The following is a 16,393-nucleotide window of genomic DNA, read 5'->3' on the forward strand; positions in this document are numbered from 1 at the left end:
GTTTGGAAGATCATATGCATCGTACTTCTTCCGAGCGCATGCTTGATCAAGCAGCGCGTTTGTTATCTCCTTTGTTATAAATCTCAAAAATTACATGGAATTGAATCGAAGTCCAATTTACACATGTATATGGCGAAGGGGGAGAAGGCTTCCAACGAATACAAGTAATATCGGATTTGGGCAACAGTCTATGGTGCAAATATCACGCCCGGCATATAGTGTAGAAAAAAAGGAGCTGCATCATAGATGATCATGATGAAACCGATTGAAGTTGAAGGTCATCAGGTTATAAGTATCGAGGTCGCCCTGCCCAAAACAACACTTCTGGCCATCACAACCGATCACGGATATATCATGTGCGGCGCGCTGGATATCCGTTTGTTAAATGAGAAATTAAACGATCGCCGCATTGTCGCAGGACGCGCAACCGGGGTGCGAACCATAGAGCAATTGCTGGATGCCCCACTCGATATGGTTACTACAGAGGCGGAATTACGCGGAATTCGCCCTGGAATGAAAGGAGCAGATGCGCTTTTAAAGATGGTAAGCGGGGGCAGGTAATTGTTGAGTCCATTCTTAAGGAAAGTAGGGGGATTTTTTGTTAACGGGTCTGCATATTGTCTTCCTTGGAGGCGATGCCCGGCATCTTGAAATCATTCGGTCATTCACTGACCTGGATGCAAATGTTGCGGTAATCGGTTTTGAAGATTTGCACGAACAACTTCATGAAGTCCATTATTCCAAGCTTACGAAGGAGGTTCTTCGCAAAGCGGACATATTGATATTACCGGTTGTCGGTACAGACGACCATGGCAGAGTAGAATCTTCATTTTCAGCTGAAACGCTATTGCTGAACAAGGAATATATGTCTTCCTTGCCGAAACACGCAAAAGTCTATACTGGCATAGCCAAGTCCTACTTGAAGAACCTTTGCGCGGAACTGGGGATCGATCTGATTGAATTATTCAGCAGGGACGATGTTGCCATCTTCAATTCCATTCCCACTGCGGAAGGCGCCTTAATGATGGCCATTCAACATACGGACATTACCATACATGGTTCGCGTTGTATGGTGCTGGGCTTGGGGAGAATCGGTCTTACGTTAGCCGGTATGCTTCACCGCCTGGGGGCACGCGTCAAAGCGGGTGTGCAGAAACCGGAGGAGTTTGCACGTGCCTGGGAGATGGGGATTGAGCCGTTTAATACGAAAGATTTGTACGATGAAGGCGTAAATGTGGATATTATTTTTAACACAGTTCCGGCGCATATTCTTAGTTCTCGTGTTTTAACCCGTATTCCGCATCACGCTATCATTATTGATTTGGCTTCCAAACCTGGTGGGACTGATTTAGCAAAACGGCTTTTTGCACCTTAGTTCCGGAACAACCGTGGTTCAAATGGCCCTAACCAGCGCGGTTCTTGCCGACCTGCATATAACGCGAGTACGTTATGTCAATTGATCCAGGACGAACGGAGTCGAAACCGAGAGCAAATGGACATACTTTCCTGTCCTTCCGGGATATGAGATCGTGAACACTGAATAACGAATCAATTGAAGGTGTGATTACTTGTGTATACTTGATCATAGAGGCTGGCAACTTTGCCGGCCTCCGTCTTATTTTCGTAAGAATTCGGATGATGAAGTGCGTGGTGAAGCGGCTCTTTCGCAGATCACAAGTCGGTTCCGTTTCCATGGCTAGCGTTCGGGGACTCCAAGTTAAGTTGGTCTCGGAATCTTGTTCCAACTGTTACAAATGACCTATATAATAGAGTACATACATAGGTTCTTAACAGAAGAACGTTACGTATGCAACTATACGCTTATTGCACAGTCGGAGGTTACTTGCACAATGGATATTTCAGATTTGCTTTCGCATCCTGTCGCCCACCACGCATTTCATTATACACTTGTCGGAAAAGCTATGGTTCGGCTCGGCGGGGAAGTGGAAATGGTCAATCGCTCGCTATGCAACATGCTGGGCTATACAGAACAAGAACTGCTGCGAATGAGAATACATGATATCATTTATACGGAAGACGTTCCATTATATAACGGATCCATCAATGACTTGTTAGGCGGTAATTCCGATTATGTCGAAATGGAAAATCGTTATATTTGTCTTGACGGCAGACACAAATGGGGAACGACAACCCTATCGATCATCGAAGTGGAGGAATATCCGGAAAGGATATTCTTGATCCAGATTCAGGAGATCACGTATCGCAAAAGGCTTGTTGAATTGAACGAGGAATACGCGGATAAATTCAGAATGCTTGCTGACAATCATTCCGATCTTGTTTACGACGTCATGTTGGATGGAAGTATCAGCTATGTGAACCGCGCCTGCACGAAATTATTGGGCTATGACTTATACGAATTGGAAAGAACACTTGGAGACATCATTTGGAAAAGTCTGGAGCACGTGACGGAAACGTATACCAATGCCCCGTTTGAAATGGAAACTTCAATTGAAGCGAAAGACGGCCAAATATTAAAATTCAGCGTATTGCATATCCCGAATTTCATTCAGAATGAACTCGTAGGGCTGCATTGCATCGCAAGGGATATTACCCTGCAATCCAGTATGGAAAAGGCCCTGAAGCACAGCGAGAAAAAGTATCGTTTGTTAGCGGACCACACGGGGGAAATGATTGCTACACTGAATATCAATGGCATTATCTACTACATATCGCCGGCGTGCAAACCATTGCTGGGTTATGATGCGACGGAATTGATAGGAAGACCTGTCTGGGAACTGTTCTATCCTCCCGATATAGAAAAATTGGACAACTCGCAAGAGTGGATGAATGAAGACGGTTATGTCAACATTTTGCGATTACGTCGAAGAGACGGCTCCTTTGTTTGGGTGGAGGTCGTAAGCAACACGCTACGGTACGATTCGGGCAATGTTCGTGAAATAGTTAAGGTTTTTCGAGATATCACGAGCCGAAAGACGCTGGAAGACGTCCTGGCTACTCAAGAACGTGTCATGAGTGGTATTGTCGAAATGATGGATGTCGGCGTTGTGATTTGTGATGAAAATGGGATATTGACAAGCATGAATAGAGCCGCAAGACAATTGCACGAATTCGTACAGATACCTCTTTCGCCCGAACACTGGAGTTCTGTATACGGATTGTATCAAACAGATGGAAAAACGCTGTTGAGCAAGGAACGCGTCCCGCTTTATCGGGCGTATCGAGGCGAAAGTTTCCGGGATTTAGAAATGGTGGTTAAAAAGTCGAATGGCGAGCATCGCCTCATTCTCTGTCATGGGAAGCCGATCATTGTTCAAAATAAAATTGTGGGCGGCATTTGTGTCATGCATGATATTACCGAATTTGATGCAGCCAAGCAATCTGCTCATCAGGCAGACAAATTATCCATAGCGGGTCAAATGGCCGCGGGAATTGCGCATGAAATTCGAAACCCGCTTACCGCGCTGAAAGGATTTCTGCAATTGTTAAGCGCCGGCAAAGAAAAAGGAAGTAAGTATTACGATATTATGAAGGAAGAATTAACTCGTATCGAACTTATTCTAAATGAACTACTGGCTTTAGCCAAACCGCAAGAGATGAACATGACACAGCATGATCTTTCTGAACTGATTCAGGATATCGTCGTGCTACTTCAGACGCAGGCCACATTACATAATGTAGAAATTCACTCTCATCCAACCAAGGAACCCGTGCAGATCCGGTGCGATGGAAATAAAATCAAACAGTTATTTATTAATTTGATTAAGAATGCCATTGAAGCGATGCCTGAAGGGGGAACCGTCTGGATCGAACAAGTGCAATGCGATGAATGGGTTAAAGTAAGCATAAGGGATAATGGTGTTGGAATTCCGCAAGAATTGTTGCAAAAGATCGGACAACCTTTTTTTACACAGAAAGAGACAGGGACAGGTCTCGGGCTATCCATTTGTTATCAGATTGCAGAGTATCACAATGCGAATATTGAGGTTGCAAGCGAGGTTGGCGAAGGTACAACTTTTACCGTATCCTTTCCCATCGCTCTGTAACGGCTTATAGGTATAATCTTAGAAATCGGGTTCCACTTCGTGACGAGAAATTAGCTGGCTTGTTTACTGCAGTTTGCACATGATAAGTGGCCGGGAAGGGAGTTAATGGAGGAAGCAAATGGAGGACGTTAATAGAGATGAAGCAAATCGTAGAGTTCCTTATGAATTCCGATCAAATGGATATTGGACTGGCTGTCGTTGATTCAGAAGCCAGAATTTTATGGTTAAATACAACCATGAACACATGGTACTCAGTAACCCCCGAAGAAGAATTCCCTGCACACTCGGCAATACAAGCGATCGTGGGGCAAGTATTGCAGGATAAAAAGAATTACCCGGGAGTACTCGTACAAGAGAAGTTAGATGGCAAAGTGCGATCCATGATCGCCTATGTATACCCTCAGTTAAAAGGGGAATGTTTTGTTCTAATGGCCGATATCCAAGATTTTCAACAGTACGTGCAAATTCAATGTGAGAAAGAAAGAAGGGAAACGATTGGGCATATGGCGGCGGGCACAGCCAATATCATTTTAAATCCTTTAGCGGTAATCAAAGGGACGCTTCAACTTCTGGAAAAAAGTTCGAAGGATTGGATCGGCTACACTTAGTTGGACAATAAAAATAAGGGCTTGTAGAATAGACCTATCATACGAAGGAGCGGATTTCTACAATGCCAAAACAACAACGACGTACCTTTACCGCAGATTTTAAAAGACAAATGGTGCAGCTCTATGAGAATGGGAAATCTAGGGCTGCGATTGTGGAGGAGTACGACCTCACAGCTTCTGCTTTAGACCGCTGGATCAACCAAGCTCAGACTACGGGTTCTTTTAAGGAAAAGGATAATCGTTCGTCAGAAGAAACCGAACTAATGGCGTTACGAAAAGAGAACCAACGCTTGAAGATGGAGGTAGATATTTTAAAGCAAGCGGCGCTGATCATGGGACGAAAGTAGCTATCATTCGGAATAACCTCGATAAATACTCGGTATCAGCATTGTGTAACGTCCTGCAAATCGCTAGAAGTACGTACTATTATGAAGCCAAAGAACGACAGAATGAAGATGTACTCGTACAGGCGATTGTGGATATCTTCCATAAGAATCGAAAAGCCTACGGTACACGAAAGATCAAAACCAAACTCCAGGAACAAGGACTCACCGTGTCCAGACGGCGTATTGGCCGAATCATGCGCGAGCAGGGCTTAGTCTCCACCTATACCATAACCCAGTTCAAGCCCCACAAGACCGCCCCTAATGAGGCAGTAACGACGAACGTGTTAGATCGTGAGTTTGATCAGGCTGAAGCTAAGCGCTTCGTGGTCAGCGATCTAACGTATGTTAAGGTTGGGCACCGCTGGCACTACATTTGTGTCCTCATTGACCTTTTCAATCGAGAGATCATTGGCCATAGTGCAGGTCCACATAAGGACGCTGCTCTAGTTTCGCGCGCCTTTGCTACGGTAGAAGGCGACCTGAGTCATATCCAGTGGTTTCATACGGACCGTGGAAGTGAGTTTAAAAACCAGAAAATGGACGAGCTTCTGAAAACCTTTGAGATCGGTCGATCGTTAAGCGCCAAGGGTTGCCCTTATGATAACGCTGTGGCAGAAGCTACCTACAAGGTTATGAAAACGGAGTTCATCTATCAGATGGAGTTCCAGAACCTTGATCACCTGCATTTGGAACTATACGACTATGTCAACTGGTTTAACAAGCATCGAATTCATGGATCATTAGGGTACATGACGCCAGTTCAGTATCGCCAAGCAGCCCTTAAAAAAGCTGTCTGATTTAATGTTGACAATCCAGGATCATGTTTCCGTTTTGCAATTTGCGGCATCTCCGCCTCATCAGAAAATGACAGGATACTTTAAGCTGCTCGATGAGCAAATTCAGACGATCGACAAAGCGTTGCAGCGGTTTTTGCTCTTTGGGAAACCTTTTGAATGGAAATTTGCTCCTGTTTCTGTCCTTTCGTTTATGCAAGAATGGGTCCCCGATATACAGGTTCAAGCGTTGGAGAAAACAGTACGTTTCGCTCTGGAATATCCGGAGCGAAACGGTTTTGTGTTTGGACACCCCAAGTTGCTGCGAGCGGCGCTGCAAGAAATCATTGACAACGCATTAGATGCAAGTCCCCCAGGTTCTGTCTTAACGCTCCGAATAAACATTACGGATAATCATATCCACATCATTGTTCGCGATCAAGGAGCAGGAATTCCAAAAGATCTGCAGTCCCGAATCATCCTACCGTTTATTACAAGTAAACCGGACGCTATCGGATTTGGGCTTAGTTTCAGTCATGCTATGATCGCAAAAATGGGGGGCTCTTTGAATTTCGAAAGCTCGGAGGTCGGCACAAATGTTATCGTTCAATTACCGACATTTACGGGAACAACTTAAAATTGTCGGTAACATTGCTGTAAATGCCAATGGCTACACAACAAACCCTCAAAAAATTTTTTCGGGGGCTATTGCCGGGAGTTTCTGACCAAAGGCATATTCCAATTCAACTATGCAGGGTAGCAAAGAATAATATTTTCCGAAGAGTACAAAATAAAGCTGAAAAAAAAGATAATGTGACAATGGAGGAACTTACATGCCGCTCATTCCTTGGGATTCGTTTCGCAATACCGATCTATGGAGAAGGGATTTGGAAAAAATTTTTAACGAAGGTTTTCCTGAAATAGGCGCGCGTCTGGGATTTGCTACCCCTCGTATTGATGTATTTGAGACTGAACATGAAGTGATTGCTTCTTGTGAAATCCCTGGTTTGGATAAAAAAGAAGACCTTCATATCGATGTGGATGAAAACATGCTTACAATTAGTGGGACCATAAAGCAAGCGAATGAAGTGAAGCAGGAACAAATACATCGCAAAGAACGGTTTGTCGGACGGTTCCAACGGTCGGTGTCTTTGCCATCACGCGTTCAAACGGAAGGAACGACAGCCACGTACCGCAACGGTGTCCTTGAAGTTCGCATGCCGAAATTAAAAGCCGATACCCAACGGCAAATTGATGTGCAGTTTCATTAAAATGAATTGTGAGATCACAATATAGGCGTTACATGAAAAATGGGCGCTTGCACATAATAAGCTTTGGGGGATGAAGTCCTACCATATTGAAGGAGGTCAAAAATCGTGTATCAACAAAACCTTTCACAGCAAGCAAGCCAATGCGCGCAGATTATTCAACAGTTGATCCAGCAAACCCAGCAATCGAGCAACATGTATCAACAAATGTTGCAACAGGAGCAGCAAAACGCCGCCCAACTGGATCAGCTGGCCCAGAAAGAACGTCAAGCGGTTCAAACCATTCAATCTGTTCTGCAAGGACATCAAACTGCCATACAGCAGATGCAGCAGGCGATGCAAATTTGTTCTCAGCTTCAACAAACAGCGCAACAACAACCCGGCTTGCAGAGTGCGGGCTGGCCAACGGCTCAGAGCTGGCAGAATCAGAATTTGCAGCCACGGCAATATCAATAAAACAGCAAGTGAAAACGATCGTATTCTTTAAAAAGAAGGCGGTCGTTTTTTCACTTGACGATGCGTATACCCCAAAACCATCCAAGCCAAGGCGCGCTGGTTTGCCCGGGATGCTGAAGGCGCTGGGCGAAGCAGAGGTGCAAGTCACGTTCGGCATGCTGCCTCTTGCGCGGCATTTGCGACTATTTGCAAAGAAAACAGGGTAAGCTTTTAGCGGCGGACATTTGTCCATCGCTTTTCTGGTTGCAAAAAGGAATTTCACTCCCGTGAAACTTGAATTGTTGAACCATGCCGAATTGCCCAGCAAGAGGCGAGGATCTGACCATTAAAAATGTGTATGTACCACGAACCCCGATTTTGTGGAACACGTGAACCGATACGTGAGGGATGTTGAGCAAGGAAGACCCGTTTAGCGGATTTTTCGAAGAATTTAGCGATATGGTTCAGCGAATTTTTCCAAATGTCCAGAGTAAATTGAATGAGGATCCTGCCTTCATAGGCGGGGGATTTTTTTCGCCTATCTGATTAGGGATTTTGGTGCTAGGAAAAAGCAGATTGTACACTTCGTCCTTCATCTCGCGGCTAATTCGTATTTTTTGCGACGTGTTCAAAGCCTTCTTTGGCCAGGGCGTGGTATGATTGATAACCGGCTTGCCCGCCGGGACGGCGCGCAGTCCACTTTTCTCTGTCGGCCGCTCATACCGACGACGAACTAACCAATGCCGCCACCCGCATATGCGAAGGATACCATTAGAGTCGCTGTATCACTTCTCGTACAGGCTACCAAGGCGCTGGCGCCGACAGCATTTATCGCATTAAAGTATCGCTGAAGGAGAGGATGAAAAACAGGAAACCGTCTACGGAAAGTTAGCGTATAGTATGAAAAATAACAGGACAACGAGGGCTTAGTACAAAAATTACATATACATCTTTCGTCTGGGAACGTTTAAATTTCTGCCTGTTTAGTTCTGGAGAGACAAATAGACTACCATAACTAACAATCGTGGTAGCCTATTTGCTCTAAATGCAAGGAGGGGACTGTACCCCACCATTAGTATATACACCGAGGAGGTTGTATAAGTACGTACAATTATCGAGGCGGAACGTGGCCCGATTAAACATTTGATTTTTAGATGTATTTGTGGTAATTTAAGAAAAGTGAATTCACGATTTACACAGCGACGTGTGTGTAATCAATAAAAACTCAATTAGAACAAGGGGTATTGGGGAATTACACAGTGTACGTTCTTCAATATTGCCATTTTGAAACACGAGAGCGTGAAAACTGTAAAATGTCCTCTAACTCCATTTGTGCTGCGGTTATGGTTTAGATACTGTGTAATCTGGAACATCATTAGAATGAATGAAAAAGCATTGCGGAGCAATTAGACCAGGAGGCAATATGACCAGTCAAAAGTACCATCTTGATGCACTGAATATACGACTTTCACATGAACGGTCCTATTTAGCTCAAGCTAAAACTGAGAAGGAAAAAGAGATTCGCAAAGTGTGGATTAAACAAATTGAAAAAGAGATTGCAAGAGAGAAAAAAATACTCGGCATGGAAGAAGTTGAGGTAGATGCAATCAGTGATGATGATTTGTTGAACAGTTTGCTTTCTTAAGATTTTTTTCTCTGGCCTAGAAGGTACGGAGCCATTCGGTTGGTTTAAACAACTCGACATGAGGTTTAAGTCTGTCTTCAGACGACAATCCCCCAGGGATTAAACCTTGTGCCGAGTTTTTTTAATTTTATTCTTCTGAAAGGAAACGATCCAATGAATAAGTTTGACATTCGTGCCATTGAGCATGAGAGACATGCATTAAAGCAAATTAAGAAAACCGGCAGCTTATTTACATGCACAAATCGTGAAAACTTTATCAAAAAGGTAGATGGAAAATTCATTTACTTTCGGACTAATCACAGTAAATCTATACACAAAGTACCGCGAGAGCATGTTCGCAAGGCTATTTCATTCTTACTTTATAAGAGGAGTGTAACTAGACAACAACTCGAAAAATTCCACAACTTTAGTTCATTTCTTATGGGTTTCCTTCGTTTGGCGCTTGTGGATATTAAACAGATCGCTCGAATCCAAGTTCTAAGAACTCGGGCATATCGCATTGTCATGAAGGCGATCCGTTTCTGGTTTGCTGGTCTCGATAGAGATCCACAAATGATGTATATGGTGGGGGAATATACCCAGGCACCTGGTAACTGGATATTGATGAGTTACTGGAATCTACGTCATGATAAGCATGAAAACTGGAAGAAAAATGCCCGGAAACATAAATGTAAGATACTTTTGGATTCTGGAGAATTCTCGTACTTCAAGGCAAGAAGAAAATTAAGGGCTGCCCAACGTTTATTGGCAACGATGATCGAAGGCACATATCAATGGAGCCAGCAGCTTTTAATGATTGAGGAACTCAGACAAAGGGTTGCTCCAATTTCAATCAAAGAATACGCTGAGTTCGTTAAAAGACACCAAGACATTTTGTTCGGATGCTTTAATCTTGATGTGGTCGGAAACCCAATTCGTAGCAAGATGAATGCGAATTTTTTAAAATCACAAGGTCTGAATCCAATAGAAATCTGGCACCCTCAGAGTGGGTTTGAGGCACTAGGAAAGCTGGTGTCTGAGGATCACGATCTTATAGCTATTGGGGGGTTGGTTTTCCTCAGTGACGAAGAACGGACAGAGGTTCTTGACAATGTATTCGCTTTGTATCCAGACCAGCCGTTTCACATCCTAGGCTGCAGCTCAAGTGCATTATATCGGTATCCCATTCACTCCAGTGACTCCACTGGTCCAATTATGGGCAGACGTTATCTATCTCTGATTACCGAGACCGGACATGACAAGGCAGATGTCGACCATAGTTGGCATGAATGGAACGAAGATGAGGCACTTGTCTTTAATATTCGCCAGCTTTCAAGGCTGGAGGAGGCTTACGATGGGGTTCAAATTGAATTAGTGACTCCGCCCGTTATGCATACTGGTGTTCAATTGACGATCTTTTAGAAGGAGGGAAAAGATGATGGAATTTGTTAAGGCGCACTATTTTGATATCGCAGTTGTAATTGTTGCGATTTATCTTTTGATGAAAGTGAAACGAATGGCACAGAAGGTAATTGGTATTACCTTCAGCTTGGCGGCAATCGCTCGGGTTATTGTGATCTATACAAATCTTCATAACTGAGAGAGTTTACACAACACAATGAAAAAAGAAGCTCTGTAGTTAAATGGACAGGGCTTCTTTACTTTTTTTCGGGTATTCAGATGCCAGGTTCAACGAATTGAGTCTATATGAACCTGGCATTATTTATCCGGAAACAAAATCTGAAGAGCCTTTTTTTCTATTTGTGTTTTGGTGGGAAAGCAACGACTTTTCCTTCAGAGGCTCCGGCAATTTCGCGGTTTTTCTCGATAATCCGTCGTCTATCTTGAATGCTTTGGTCAAAGAATGTTTTTTCAGCGGCATCGGCACATTCCGGCACTTCTTCGCTAGGAAATGGTTTTGGAGCGAGCCCTTGACTTGTATATTCCATTCGGACAGGAATAGGTCGGCCGGATGCTTCGTATGCCAGACGTTGCCTTCTTTCGCAGTCAGCTCTCCAAGCAAATAAAATAGATTCGCCATAAGGCCGATCCGGGAAAAGATCACGCCAAGTAATTTTAGGTTCTTCCTCGTCAAAATGCTTTTTGATTATCCCATAGGACTTATTTGGGTTTGCCATAGTGAAAGCTCTCAGGATATTGGCATTCTGAAACAAAAAGAACGCAGCTACAGGGATGAATGCTTTTCCCCAACCTTCTGTAATGTTTGCAAATGGATTCATGTAGAGCATGCCGGCGATGATAAGTAGAATGGCAGTCGCGTTAACGAGAAACTGGAGCATCAGGGATTTACCAATGACCATCACTACTGACGGTTTGGAATAAGGGTCAAACTGTGTATATTTAGCGTTAATATACACACGGTCCCTGAAGTCAGAAACAACAGATCTATAAAATGGATCGAGAGCTTGGCTTTTAGCATCGCTGGTTAGTGCTACTGGAGGTGCCAATAGATAGTACAAATGGAGTGGAGCAATATACGGCGTATCCTTCCAGCGATAGAATTCCAATTCATAGAGCCGGTTTCTCATCTCTTCTACATATTTGAAGAATTTGTCTCCAGATCGGGTTAACAACAAGGTAGCAATTACGACCAGAATCCAATCCCAATAGTGGCCGAAGACATACCCAATGTAATGATTGTATTCGGTAAACGGTTTTTTATCCTTGGAGAACCACTGAACAACCATAGTGACAGGATAGGCTGCGATCGCCAAGAGAATTGCATTTTTTATGATAAACCATACTGGTTTAAAAGCATCTCGCATCTTGCTCACCTCTTAATTTGATGATGTATTCTCATTATACCGTCACTTCGTCAAACCTGCACTTTTCAAAGGGATGGACATGAAAAAATGGTTATGATAAGATCAAGATATACCTTGTTTTTATCTTTTGCCCTTCTCGGTGTCATGCGACTTATCCGAGTATTCTAATGATAATCAAACTTATTTTAACTTGAAAAATCGCGTTTTAATTAAAACGACCAAAGAGCCTGCTTTAGGCTGGATTTCCTTCTGGTTTTTTTAATTAGTACGCGTTTTTTTGCATTTAAAAAACAGAAGGGAGAACGATCATGAACAGCTATATTGAACAAGAGTTTCGTAAGTTGGTCAAAGTTTACGGCATTGCGGAAGTGAGCGCTGCTATTAGGAAGCTGCTTCCCCAACCCGCAAAACCTACCGGCGAAAAGAGAAAATAAAAGGTGAGTTGTCGATTGTCTATTTTAAATGATCAATTGGAGTTTTACTGAGGGACTTATGCGAATCACAAAGCATAATGTCCCTTTTTTATTTTTTTCTTAACAAATTTATAGGAGGTCAAGAAAATGGAGAATCGCATTGGTGTTTCATTTTCACCTAACGGCACTGTAAACAGCACGATTGTCAGCTTTGAGAGTTTGATCAGACAACTCCCCAATATGTCAGCGAGGGTTTCACATGTATCTTTCGAGAAGAATTGGCTAAAAATCGTATTTGATGAACAGAAAGGAAGCTCCGACTATACGGTTCAACATGAGGGCTTGTGCTTAAGTATGACATTGAAAAACCTCACCATGAGTGCTCTCAAATGCACCATTTATGAATTCATGAATCTATTGTTTTCGCTTCAAGTAAAGTATGGGGGGATTTACGACGTACAAAATCTTGTACTTCAAGATGGGGTGTTCTCTTTGGAATTGAAAGAATCTAAACAAGAACAACAAAGTCGTAGTTTAGACTACAAAGATGAGGACAGCCATAAGGCCAAAGACCCCAAACAGTTTATGGATTTAGCTGGCCGGTTGCTGTTAATTGATTCAAGCAATCTAATCAATGCTTGTTATTATGCTACTGCTGGGGGGAAGAAAGAGGAGGAACTTATGCGTTCTTCTGCTGGCGTGTACACCAATGCAATTAAGGCATTGATTGATCGATTCATAAGTATCGTTCGTATCTATGCCCCTACCCATTGTGTTGTGGCAATAGACCCGGAAAGGTCTGAGCTTTTCCGGAGGGATATTTACTCGGAATATAAAGCCAATCGTGATGGGAAAGAGAAGCCGAATTCCCTAGAAGAGCAGATCCCATTGGCTTATGAACTTTTTGATGCAATGAACGTCCCGCAACTGAAAGTCGAGCGGATGGAAGCAGACGATACAATAGCTGCTCTTACAAAACGGTGGATACGAGAGAATCGCGGTGATGTCATTGTATTAAGCAATGATAAAGACTTATATCAACTTCTGGATGGTAATGTGATTCAAGTACTGAGTGGAAATGTAGAAATGACACGTGATTTGTTTATTGCAAAGTACAGCATTACCCCAGAACAATTAGCTGATTATAAAGCATTGTGCGGGGAAGTTAGCGATAACATTCCCGGTGTTCCTGGAATAGGAGATAAGACCGCAGTGAAGCTTTTGACGGAGTATCAGTCATTGGAAGGGATCTTGACTAATGTCGGGCAATTGAAGGGGAAGGTAAAGGAAAATATGGAGCTCTACGCTGAAGACGCAAAAATGAGTAAGCGGCTTGCAATCTTGTATACCGATCTTCCTCAACTCGAATCCATCAATCTGGACGAACTGGTGATGAAAATTAACAAGGATGGCATGCGCAGAGTACTTGAGAAGTTAGAAATTAAATTAACTCGATCCGCTGCATAAGGCGAGAAAAGGGGGAAACCAATGATTATTTTAAATCACAATGCCGTTCTTGAAGCATCTCAGGCATATTTCAAAATGGTCTATAAATATTGGATATGCGAAGCTTCCTTGCAAAAAATCACTGAAGAAGTCGCTAAAATCGAGCTTTCGAAATTCTCGGAAGGGTTCCTAAACGAATATGAATCCTTTAAGAAATTATATGAGCAACACGAGGGAGATCTAACTGATATAGAAGATGGGAAGTCTGCTGCAGCCGCTCTGTTTATGGAGATGGTTTTACGATTTACCGAGAGGTTGGCCAATGCTAGGGAAATCGCTCTTGAAATCACTTATAGCGACCCAGAGCAGTTCACAGGTGGGCTTTCGAAAGAGTGGGGGACGTTTATAACGGACATTAAAAATGAAGAAAGGTAATTGCCAAACAATGCCGTGCATTACTGCACGGCCAGCCTGTTGAGAAACCCTCAACAGGCTATTTTTCTGTCTCTGCTACTTATGCCGCAAATCGTTATGAAATTGATGTGGATCATATTCTCCAACAATTTATTTCAGAAATCGAAACATTTGTATATCCACAAACGAATGATTTGTATAAAGTCAGGTTATTCCTGATTGCTACCCTGGCTTTTTATATGAATTATCGCTATATTTGCATCGTAAGGGTAATCACATCAAAGGATTTAGATATATGCTGCAAGGTTTAGAAAATTCAGCTATGATCAATAAAATGGTGGTTATTAATAAAAGCTCAATACAAAACATACTGCTTAAAACTAAGAAATGAAAATGCGTTGGCTATAAATTTTCAATTTGATTAACAATGTGGTGAGACTACACCCTTAGCCCTCGGTTGTAGTGCCTATGGAGTTATGGAGATATTGGATTGAGAAAAAAGACGGTTGAGTAAAATTCTCAACCGTCTTTCAGCCTGTTGAGAAACCCTCAACAGGCTATTTCTTTGTTTCTTTTCTTTATGTATTCACCGCGTTAATATGATATAATATAGTTATCCTAACAAGGCGGTGGTTGCATGCTTCGCTCCAATCCGAATGTGCAAAACAGCTACGAATTCGTTTGTTTAGAAGAACTTGTACCTCAAAATCATTTGCTTCGTAAGATCCATAAACACATCGACTTTTCCTTTATTCTTGAAAAAGTTAAACCTTATTATTGCGAGGATAACGGACGTCCCTCGGTCGATCCGATCATGCTCTTCAAAATGATGTTTATCGGCTATTTATATGGCATTCGTTCTGAACGCCAGCTTGAACAGGAGGTCCAACTTAATGTGGCCTATCGCTGGTTTGTCGGATTAGGTTTGACGGATCGCGTTCCGGACCACAGCACATTAAGCTTGAATCGCAAGCGACTTCAGGACAGCGATGTTGTTCAAGAAATCTTCGACCATATTGTATTCAAAGCTATTGAGCTGCGGATGGTCGCAGGCCGTGTATTGATTACAGATTCAACCCACCTCAAAGCCAACGCTAACAAGCGTAAATTCGTCAAACAAGAAGTTGAAAAGAGCGTTAAAACCTATCTGGATGATTTGGACGAGGCCGTTCAAACCGATCGAGCGGCTCATGGAAAAAAGCCTTAAAACCCCGGAAGGAGGTGACCCAGACCAAAGAAACAAAAGTGAGTACAACAGACCCCGAGAGTGGATATATGGTCCGCGACGGTAAACCGGAAGGCTTCTTCTATTTGGATCACCGGACGGTTGATCATAAATACAACATTATTACCGATGTACATATTACGCCCGGAAATGTCCATGACTCGACGCCTTATCTTGACCGCCTTGAACTACAAATCGAGAAGTTTGGGTTTGTTAAGACATTGGAAGCCGTTGCCCTTGATGCTGGTTATAACACCGCCGATATCTGCAAGAAACTCCATACCCGGAAGATTTATGCCGTCATTGGCGGTAGAAGCTATACCCCAGTAAAGGGCTTGATCGCCAAGTGGCGATTTAAGTATGATCACGAACGCGACTTGTATATCTGTCCACAAAAACAGGAATTGACTTATGCTACAACGGACCGGGAGGGTTATCGCCAGTACAAATCGGCCCCCCAGATCTGTAAAGACTGCCCGTTGCTTGGGGAGTGTACACGTTCAAGGAACAAACAAAGGGTCTTGACCCGGCATGTCTGGCAAGACAGCAAGGAGTGGGTAAAGCAAAACGGGCGCTCTCGCTCGGGCAAATATTTGTACCGCCTCCGATACCAAACGATTGAGCGAAGTTTCGCGGATGCCAAAGAGCTCCATGGACTTCGCTATTGCCGGTTTCGCAGCAAGAAAAAGGTCTTAGAGCAAGCGCTCATGACAGCCATCTGCCAAAACATCAAGAAGATCGCCAACCACCTGGCCAAGCTGGCTAGATAGGGCGATCTTCTTGTTTTTTAATACTCGAACTTCAGGAATTCATCTAACTTTTTCAAACAAACTCAAAACCAACAGAGCTTTGTCAACAGCCTGGCCGTGCATTACTGCACGGCTTTTTTGGTGCTCTGTAGCTACTTCCGTTTTAACTATTTTGGTGTTATTATTGGTTCATACCTTACTTCCAATTTTATCTTAGGTTCCCGCCAGCGCAGGAATCCAT

16 protein-coding genes are annotated in these 16,393 nt (G+C 43.2%); 15 read left to right on the forward strand and 1 reads right to left on the reverse strand.

Annotated elements, in window-relative coordinates; translation table 11 throughout:
* Nucleotides 1-246 precede the first annotated feature (246 nt).
* From EHV15_RS33990 to EHV15_RS36815, 11 genes are all read left to right on the forward strand, one after another.
* The gene (locus EHV15_RS33990) at nt 247-561 is read left to right on the forward strand and encodes a YunC family protein (RefSeq protein ID WP_023559069.1); all 315 of its coding nucleotides are present in this window, start codon (nt 247-249) and stop codon (nt 559-561) included.
* A 37-nt stretch (nt 562-598) separates the two neighbouring features.
* Nucleotides 599-1,375, forward strand: a complete 777-nt coding sequence (gene dpsA, locus EHV15_RS33995; RefSeq protein WP_246062077.1) for a dipicolinate synthase subunit DpsA — start codon at nt 599-601, stop codon at nt 1,373-1,375.
* 475 nt (nt 1,376-1,850) lie between these two features.
* Nucleotides 1,851-4,025 (forward strand): PAS domain-containing protein, encoded by a 2,175-nt coding sequence (locus tag EHV15_RS34000; RefSeq protein WP_023559071.1) that lies wholly within the window; start codon nt 1,851-1,853, stop codon nt 4,023-4,025.
* A 137-nt stretch (nt 4,026-4,162) separates the two neighbouring features.
* Nucleotides 4,163-4,633 carry a nitrogen regulation protein NR(II) gene (locus EHV15_RS34005; RefSeq protein ID WP_246062078.1) on the forward strand — a complete coding sequence of 157 codons (471 nt, stop codon included), beginning with the start codon at nt 4,163-4,165 and terminating at the stop codon, nt 4,631-4,633.
* A gap of 62 nt (nt 4,634-4,695) precedes the next feature.
* A protein-coding gene (locus EHV15_RS34010) for an IS3 family transposase (protein ID WP_128635708.1) occupies nt 4,696-5,816 on the forward strand; the annotation gives its coding sequence in 2 pieces (ribosomal slippage) (nt 4,696-4,945 and nt 4,945-5,816; 1,122 coding nt in all).
* A 4-nt stretch (nt 5,817-5,820) separates the two neighbouring features.
* The gene (locus EHV15_RS34015) at nt 5,821-6,429 is read left to right on the forward strand and encodes a sensor histidine kinase (protein WP_246062079.1); all 609 of its coding nucleotides are present in this window, start codon (nt 5,821-5,823) and stop codon (nt 6,427-6,429) included.
* Between the two features lie 196 nt (nt 6,430-6,625).
* Nucleotides 6,626-7,063 carry an Hsp20/alpha crystallin family protein gene (locus tag EHV15_RS34020; protein WP_054943631.1) on the forward strand — a complete coding sequence of 146 codons (438 nt, stop codon included), beginning with the start codon at nt 6,626-6,628 and terminating at the stop codon, nt 7,061-7,063.
* Nucleotides 7,064-7,168: 105 nt separating this feature from the next.
* Complete coding sequence (locus tag EHV15_RS34025) at nt 7,169-7,516, forward strand: hypothetical protein (RefSeq protein WP_028406244.1); 348 nt, start codon at nt 7,169-7,171, stop codon at nt 7,514-7,516.
* Nucleotides 7,517-8,918: 1,402 nt separating this feature from the next.
* Nucleotides 8,919-9,140 carry a hypothetical protein gene (locus tag EHV15_RS34030; protein WP_128635709.1) on the forward strand — a complete coding sequence of 74 codons (222 nt, stop codon included), beginning with the start codon at nt 8,919-8,921 and terminating at the stop codon, nt 9,138-9,140.
* 153 nt (nt 9,141-9,293) lie between these two features.
* Nucleotides 9,294-10,541: a hypothetical protein gene (locus EHV15_RS34035; RefSeq protein WP_128635710.1), complete on the forward strand. Its 1,248-nt coding sequence runs from the start codon at nt 9,294-9,296 to the stop codon at nt 10,539-10,541.
* A 13-nt stretch (nt 10,542-10,554) separates the two neighbouring features.
* Nucleotides 10,555-10,719: a hypothetical protein gene (locus EHV15_RS36815; protein ID WP_178076101.1), complete on the forward strand. Its 165-nt coding sequence runs from the start codon at nt 10,555-10,557 to the stop codon at nt 10,717-10,719.
* 157 nt (nt 10,720-10,876) lie between these two features.
* Here the strand turns inward: EHV15_RS36815 and EHV15_RS34040 are convergent, their stop codons facing one another.
* Entirely contained in the window at nt 10,877-11,905 is a 1,029-nt protein-coding gene (locus tag EHV15_RS34040; protein WP_128635711.1) for a hypothetical protein, read from the reverse strand.
* Nucleotides 11,906-12,213: 308 nt separating this feature from the next.
* Here EHV15_RS34040 and EHV15_RS37980 point away from each other — a divergent pair, with 308 nt between their 5' ends.
* The 4 genes from EHV15_RS37980 (at nt 12,214) to EHV15_RS34055 (ending at nt 16,173) form a co-directional block, all read left to right on the forward strand.
* Nucleotides 12,214-12,339, forward strand: a complete 126-nt coding sequence (locus EHV15_RS37980; protein WP_281281740.1) for a hypothetical protein — start codon at nt 12,214-12,216, stop codon at nt 12,337-12,339.
* Between the two features lie 126 nt (nt 12,340-12,465).
* Nucleotides 12,466-13,785, forward strand: coding sequence for a 5'-3' exonuclease (locus EHV15_RS34045; RefSeq protein ID WP_128635712.1), 1,320 nt, complete (start codon nt 12,466-12,468; stop codon nt 13,783-13,785).
* A 21-nt stretch (nt 13,786-13,806) separates the two neighbouring features.
* The gene (locus EHV15_RS34050; RefSeq protein ID WP_128635713.1) at nt 13,807-14,199 is read left to right on the forward strand and encodes a hypothetical protein; all 393 of its coding nucleotides are present in this window, start codon (nt 13,807-13,809) and stop codon (nt 14,197-14,199) included.
* A 616-nt stretch (nt 14,200-14,815) separates the two neighbouring features.
* Nucleotides 14,816-16,173, forward strand: a protein-coding gene (locus EHV15_RS34055) for an IS1182 family transposase (protein ID WP_128635714.1) whose coding sequence is annotated in 2 segments (ribosomal slippage) — nt 14,816-15,383 and nt 15,383-16,173 — 1,359 coding nt in all. Because the reading frame shifts where the segments join, the coding sequence is not laid out codon by codon here.
* The last annotated feature ends 220 nt before the right edge of the window (nt 16,174-16,393 follow it).

It is taken from the genome of Paenibacillus oralis (assembly GCF_003863965.1).
Lineage (GTDB): Bacteria > Bacillota > Bacilli > Paenibacillales > Paenibacillaceae > Fontibacillus > Fontibacillus oralis.

Bases quoted from the DNA above. Each gene is read 5' to 3' on its own strand.
- EHV15_RS34030 (WP_128635709.1), top strand. From the start codon at position 8,919: ATGACCAGTCAAAAGTACCATCTTGATGCACTGAATATACGACTTTCA.
- EHV15_RS34050 (WP_128635713.1), top strand. From the start codon at position 13,807: ATGATTATTTTAAATCACAATGCCGTTCTTGAAGCATCTCAGGCATAT.
- EHV15_RS34015 (WP_246062079.1), top strand. From the start codon at position 5,821: ATGTTGACAATCCAGGATCATGTTTCCGTTTTGCAATTTGCGGCATCT.
- EHV15_RS34005 (WP_246062078.1), top strand. From the start codon at position 4,163: ATGAAGCAAATCGTAGAGTTCCTTATGAATTCCGATCAAATGGATATT.
- EHV15_RS33990 (WP_023559069.1), top strand. From the start codon at position 247: ATGATCATGATGAAACCGATTGAAGTTGAAGGTCATCAGGTTATAAGT.
- EHV15_RS34000 (WP_023559071.1), top strand. From the start codon at position 1,851: ATGGATATTTCAGATTTGCTTTCGCATCCTGTCGCCCACCACGCATTT.
- EHV15_RS36815 (WP_178076101.1), top strand. From the start codon at position 10,555: ATGATGGAATTTGTTAAGGCGCACTATTTTGATATCGCAGTTGTAATT.
- EHV15_RS37980 (WP_281281740.1), top strand. From the start codon at position 12,214: ATGAACAGCTATATTGAACAAGAGTTTCGTAAGTTGGTCAAAGTTTAC.
- EHV15_RS34035 (WP_128635710.1), top strand. From the start codon at position 9,294: ATGAATAAGTTTGACATTCGTGCCATTGAGCATGAGAGACATGCATTA.
- EHV15_RS34040 (WP_128635711.1), bottom strand. From the start codon at position 11,905: ATGCGAGATGCTTTTAAACCAGTATGGTTTATCATAAAAAATGCAATT.
- EHV15_RS34020 (WP_054943631.1), top strand. From the start codon at position 6,626: ATGCCGCTCATTCCTTGGGATTCGTTTCGCAATACCGATCTATGGAGA.
- EHV15_RS34045 (WP_128635712.1), top strand. From the start codon at position 12,466: ATGGAGAATCGCATTGGTGTTTCATTTTCACCTAACGGCACTGTAAAC.